General features: G+C 30.6%; 8 protein-coding genes and 1 pseudogene. 8 read left to right on the forward strand and 1 reads right to left on the reverse strand.

Annotated elements, in window-relative coordinates; genetic code table 11:
* Positions 1–19: 19 nt before the first annotated feature.
* Positions 20–994, reverse strand: coding sequence for a phage protease (locus CQA75_RS08525; RefSeq protein WP_137624552.1), 975 nt, complete (start codon positions 992–994; stop codon positions 20–22).
* A gap of 131 nt (positions 995–1,125) precedes the next feature.
* Between CQA75_RS08525 and CQA75_RS08530 the strand changes: the two genes are divergently transcribed.
* The 8 genes and pseudogenes from CQA75_RS08530 to CQA75_RS08565 all read left to right on the forward strand — a co-directional run.
* Entirely contained in the window at positions 1,126–1,590 is a 465-nt protein-coding gene (locus tag CQA75_RS08530; RefSeq protein WP_137624553.1) for a DUF1804 family protein, read from the forward strand.
* Positions 1,587–2,045 (forward strand): annotated as a pseudogene (locus CQA75_RS08535) (phage baseplate assembly protein V); the annotation flags it as partial. The gene CQA75_RS08530 and the pseudogene CQA75_RS08535, both read left to right, overlap by 4 nt.
* Positions 2,046–2,080: 35 nt before the next feature.
* The gene (locus CQA75_RS08540) at positions 2,081–2,269 is read left to right on the forward strand and encodes a hypothetical protein (RefSeq protein WP_137624555.1); all 189 of its coding nucleotides are present in this window, start codon (positions 2,081–2,083) and stop codon (positions 2,267–2,269) included.
* 2 nt (positions 2,270–2,271) lie between these two features.
* Positions 2,272–2,484, forward strand: coding sequence for a hypothetical protein (locus tag CQA75_RS08545; protein ID WP_070282430.1), 213 nt, complete (start codon positions 2,272–2,274; stop codon positions 2,482–2,484).
* On the forward strand, positions 2,481–2,771 hold the full coding sequence (locus tag CQA75_RS08550; protein ID WP_137624556.1) for a GPW/gp25 family protein: 291 nt from the start codon (positions 2,481–2,483) through the stop codon (positions 2,769–2,771). The genes CQA75_RS08545 and CQA75_RS08550 overlap by 4 nt, the downstream gene beginning before the upstream one ends.
* Positions 2,768–3,922 carry a baseplate J/gp47 family protein gene (locus CQA75_RS08555; RefSeq protein WP_137624557.1) on the forward strand — a complete coding sequence of 385 codons (1,155 nt, stop codon included), beginning with the start codon at positions 2,768–2,770 and terminating at the stop codon, positions 3,920–3,922. The genes CQA75_RS08550 and CQA75_RS08555 overlap by 4 nt, the downstream gene beginning before the upstream one ends.
* Positions 3,919–4,539, forward strand: coding sequence for a phage tail protein I (locus tag CQA75_RS08560; protein WP_137624558.1), 621 nt, complete (start codon positions 3,919–3,921; stop codon positions 4,537–4,539). The genes CQA75_RS08555 and CQA75_RS08560 overlap by 4 nt, the downstream gene beginning before the upstream one ends.
* Positions 4,539–4,987: phage tail protein (locus CQA75_RS08565; protein WP_171000102.1), on the forward strand; the 449-nt coding region annotated here is incomplete at its 3' end. The genes CQA75_RS08560 and CQA75_RS08565, both read left to right, overlap by 1 nt.

The following is a 4,987-nucleotide window of genomic DNA, read 5'->3' on the forward strand; positions in this document are numbered from 1 at the left end:
CTTAATTCTGTAAAAGCCATTATTTATCTCCTTTGATTCCAAGTTGTTTAAAAACTTTTGCTTCATAAGCGTTAAGTTCTTTTCTTTTGCTTGTAAAATTGATTTCTTTCTTACCTAAAACAATACTTGCTTCTTTTTTACAAACATCAAGATAATCTTCTAAAAATTTACCTTTCATATTAAGAGCTTTTTGATAGCGATTAGGTAAAATAAGTCCATTTTGCAAAAGAGAATCAAGGCGTTTTTTATTAAGCTCAGCTTGCGTTTCTTCGCTTTTATTTAAAACTTCTTCTAGTTTTGCACTAAGTTCTGCAAGTTTTACTTTTAACTCTTCATTTTCTTTTTTTAAGGCTTCAATTGTAGCACTAGGATCTTCTCCCTCGCTTACATTTTCTTCTGCTTGATTGGCTGATTCTTCTAAATTTTCAGCCTTAGATTCTGCTTCATCTGCTAATTTTTGCAATTCTTTTAATTCTTCTTCGTTCATTATATTCCTTTCTTTTTTTAATTTCTCGGTTAAAATGAATTCGCCTTTGTGGGTAGAGTTGCCTCCTGCACTCACCAATTTCGCGGTGCTATTTATTAATGACTTAGCTTTATTTAAAGCTTTATTTAAAAGATTAGGTTGATTAACTAAACCCATAGCATCCAAATGGATAACATTTTTATCATCATCCACATAATATTCAGGACTTAGGTATCTGAAAGCTTTATTTTTAACAAGTTCCTTTCCTTTGGGTGTTAATTCTAAACTTGCATAAATACCATCTTCTCTTAATTCTAATGAATTTCTATCAAACCAGCCATAAGCTTCTCCTCCTTGATGATTTAAATTAAGCACAATGTCAAGATTATTTTTTTGTATATTTTTAATCAGCTTTTCTCCATCAATCTTAAATACACGCCCATCAATACCACGAGCTATTCCAATAGGTGAAATTTTAATTTTTTCATCTGTAGTTTTAGAATTAATTTCAAGCAATAATCCTTGCACTCTCTTCCTTTCAATTTTTCACATAATCATAAAATAAAAAATGCTTTTTAAACACCTATTTAAAGTCTATATAGACTGATTTTAAAAAAAATAACAAATATAATTTTCTAAGCAAATTAAAGGAAAATTTGATGAGTAAAAGAGAACTTGTTAGAAATCTTTTTATACAAGGAAAAAGTCTTGAAGATATATGTGTTTTAACAGGACTTACCAGACAAGGTATATATTATATGAAAAAAGATGATTTTAGTAAGGGTATTGATTGGGAAAGTTTAAAACTCGCCACCTTAAGAGATGAAAAAGATTTAGAAAATAAAGAAGCTATCTTTTTAAATGCTCTTATAGCTGAATTTGATAAATTTTTAAAAGCTGCTAGTGAAAATGAACTTAGTATTGAAGTTTTAGAAAATTTGAATAAATATGCTAAGACATATTGGGCTATTAAAGCACCGCAAAAAATAGACATAAAGGCTTTAAATTTACAAACTTGCAAGAAAACAATTAATTCCATTATTGAGTTAGCAAGCAATAACGAAGTGGTTTGTGAATGGCTTAGTGATAATAGCGATTTGATTATCTCGAAGGTTTTAAAATGAATGAACTAGGTATCATTTGCGACATTAAAGAGGGTAAAGCTAAGGTTGCTATTGGCGAAATGGTGACTGACTTTTTAAGTGTATTTCAAGCTATATCCAATTCTTATGCTGTGAGTTTTTCGCCTTTGCGTATAGGAGAGCAAGTTTTGGTTTTACCTATAAGAGGTGATTTAAATTCAGGCGTGATTTTACGCGGACTTTATCAAGAAAAATACAAGGCTAAAAATACAGATACAAATACTTTTAATGTGGATTTTGAAGATGGTACCCACTTAGAATACAACTCTAAAACAAGTACTTTAAAGCTTAATGTGATTAAGGATATTAACATCACTTGTGAAAATGCCAACATAAAAGCAAATAAAGTCAATATTGATAGTCCTAGTATTGACTTAGGACTTGGCGGAAAAGGCGTAGTTACCACTGAATGTATTTGTGCTTTTACAGGAAGTACTCACCCACATGGATCAAATAATACTAGGAGTAAGATATGAAAGAATGGTTTTTACTTTTTAATTCCTTTGTATTTTTTATGCTTTTTTGTATGGCAGCATTCTACGCCTTTTTAAAATTAAAATTTTTTGCCAAAAGTATTTTTATTGGTTTTATTTTAGGTTTTACCTTTTTAGGATTTTTACAAACATTAAAAATAATTTTTGATTTTTATATAGGGCTTTAAACATGGCAATCAGTCAAAATTCTTTAGTTTCAAAAATGGAAAAATATTTAGCAAAAGAAGGTTATACAAAAGTCCAAGATGAAGATAATGGCAGAGGTTATAGAAGATATTCTATGCCTTTTTTAAGAGCTATTGCTGCTGCAGTGGTTGAAGAAATACAAGAAAACGCCAAAGCAATTGATACAGCAGATGGCGGAGAATGGGATATAAAATGAGTTATTTAATCAGCATAGAAGAAAGTGTTAAAGATATTTTAACCACTCCTTTAGGATCTCGTGTAATGAGACCCGATTATGGTTCTTTACTTTACACGCTCATAGATAGAAAAATCGATGATGATTTTAGAGTAAAACTTACTAGATACACAGCAGAAGCTATTTCAAAGTGGGAAAAAAGAGTAAAGCTTAAGGGTGTTAGGCTTAATAAAATGCAAGAAGGTAAATTAAGTATTACTTTGCTTTTTGAAGATTATAAGGATTTTTCTTTGGAGCTTAATAAATGAGTGAAATTTTAAACACCAATAATTCATATTTTAAACAAAGCTTTTTAAAAGATATTCCTTATCCAAAAATCATAGAAGAGCTTGATTATGAAAAACTTTTAAAAGATTATGAAGAACTTTTTAAAAACTTTTTAAAAGAGGAAGTAGAACTTTTAGAATCTGATCCTTTCAAAGCTATTTTAGAAGCTCTTGCTTATAGAGAAATGATTATAAGAGCAAGAATAAATGAAAGCATCAAAGCGACTTACTTGCATTATGCTAGCGGAAGCGATTTAGATAACGTTGTGGCAAATGGGTATTTAATCCAAAGATTAAAAGGGGTTAAACCTATAGCCAAAGTAGAGTTTGAATTAAATACCTTATTAAATTATGATGTCATTATTCCAAAAGGTGCCATTTTTTCAAATGAAAAAGCTGATATTGCTACCTTAAAAGAAGAAGTGATAATCAAAAAAGGAGAAAGCAAAGCTGTAGGTGTTTTAGAACTTGATGAATTTGTACAAAGCAAAGAAAGTAAGACTGAATTTTTACAAACCCCACTTCCTTTTGTAACCAAAATCAAACAACTTGAAAATTTTAGTGGTGGAGCAAGTGAAGAAAGTGACGAGGCTTTAAGAGAAAGAGCTGTAATGAGTGTGCATCGCTTTTCAACAGCTGGAAGCGAAAAAGGCTATATTTATCATGCTTTAAGTGCAAGTGCTAAGGTAGCTTCCATAAAAGCTTTAAATAATGGTGCTGGAAAAGTTAGAGTGATTATAAAAAGCGAAGATGAAAATACTATAGAAGAAGTCCAAAAATATTTAAGTGCAGATGAAGTAAGACCTTTAACCGATGAAGTGAGCGTCGAACTTGCCAAAAAAAGAGAATTTATCGTAAGTGCCAAGCTTTTACTTTTAGAATTAAGCCGTGCCAATGAAATCAGTGAAAAGATCAATGCTTTACAAAGTGATTTTGATTTGAGTGTGGATTTGGCACTTGGCTTTTTATATAAATGCTTACATCAAGATGGGGTTTATAAGAGTGAAATTTTAAGCATTAAAGAAAAAATCGACGAAGAGCTAAAAGAACTTGAGTTAAAAGATATTGAAATAGCTGATGATGAATTTGCACATCTTTCTTTTGAGCTTAGCTATGAAAAGGCTGTGCTATGAATACACTAATATTAAATCATCATCCACTTCAAAGCAAAGCCATTGATTTAAGCGCTAAAAAAAGATTTGAAGATTTAAATTTAGCTAGTATCACAAATTTAGCTCTAAATTGTGATGAAAGATTACTAAGTGTTCTAGCTAATGCTTATGATGTAAGTATTGATGGCTTAAGTGAAAAAGAAGCAAGAAAACTTATATCTAAAGCCTTACTTTTAGATAGATACAACGGCACCACATTTGCCATTAAAGAAGCCTTATATGCGGTATTTCCTACTGCTGTAGTTAAGGAATGGTTTGAGTACAACGGAAAACCTTATTTTTTTAAAGTTAAAGTAAGCACAACCAATGTTAGCTTTGATGAAAGAACACTTAATACTTTAGAAAGATTAATTAAAGACTTTAAAAATGTTAGAAGTGTTTTAGAAGCAATTGAAATAGAAATACAAAGCAAAAATAATAGCTTTAATGCTTGTATAGAAATTGATGGGGAAACTATAGAAGTTTTACCTTTTCAAACTACTGCTTTAGAAAATGCATCCAAAAGTGCTTTTAATGCTTTTGGTGTATTTGTTTGTGAAATTTCAAAAACAAATATTGATTTTAAAGGAGTTTATTAATGGAATACTATACCATTTTAACTAAAATCGGCATTGCTAAATTTATTGCTGCACGTGCTAGTGGCAATGGTGTTAATCTAAAAAGCTTTAAACTAAGTTCTAAAGTGATTTTACCCAATGAAGATATGCAAAGCTTGGAAGAGATTGTTTATGAAGCAAATATAAGCAGTAAAAGTGTGGATGAGAGCAACCCAAACTACGTTAATTTAATGTGTCATGTGCCAAGCGATATAGGAGGCTTTGAAGTTAATGCTGTGGGCATTTATGATGAAGTGGGAGATTTATTGGCTGTAGGAAATTTGCCACGCACCTATAAACCCATCTTAAAAGAAGGTAGTGCTAAAGAGCTTATGATAAAAATTGTCATGGAGCTTTCTAATGCAGAAGAAGTGATTTTAAAACTAGATCCAAGTGTGATTATGGCAAGTCGTGATTATGTGGATGCTAT

The sequence above is a fragment of the Campylobacter taeniopygiae genome, from assembly GCF_005406225.1.
Taxonomy (GTDB): domain Bacteria; phylum Campylobacterota; class Campylobacteria; order Campylobacterales; family Campylobacteraceae; genus Campylobacter_D; species Campylobacter_D taeniopygiae.

What these genes read in the sequence shown, in the direction of transcription:
- CQA75_RS08530 (WP_137624553.1), top strand. Translation starts at nt 1,126, where the DNA reads ATGAGTAAAAGAGAACTTGTTAGAAATCTTTTTATACAAGGAAAAAGT.
- CQA75_RS08540 (WP_137624555.1), top strand. Translation starts at nt 2,081, where the DNA reads ATGAAAGAATGGTTTTTACTTTTTAATTCCTTTGTATTTTTTATGCTT.
- CQA75_RS08545 (WP_070282430.1), top strand. Translation starts at nt 2,272, where the DNA reads ATGGCAATCAGTCAAAATTCTTTAGTTTCAAAAATGGAAAAATATTTA.
- CQA75_RS08550 (WP_137624556.1), top strand. Translation starts at nt 2,481, where the DNA reads ATGAGTTATTTAATCAGCATAGAAGAAAGTGTTAAAGATATTTTAACC.
- CQA75_RS08555 (WP_137624557.1), top strand. Translation starts at nt 2,768, where the DNA reads ATGAGTGAAATTTTAAACACCAATAATTCATATTTTAAACAAAGCTTT.
- CQA75_RS08560 (WP_137624558.1), top strand. Translation starts at nt 3,919, where the DNA reads ATGAATACACTAATATTAAATCATCATCCACTTCAAAGCAAAGCCATT.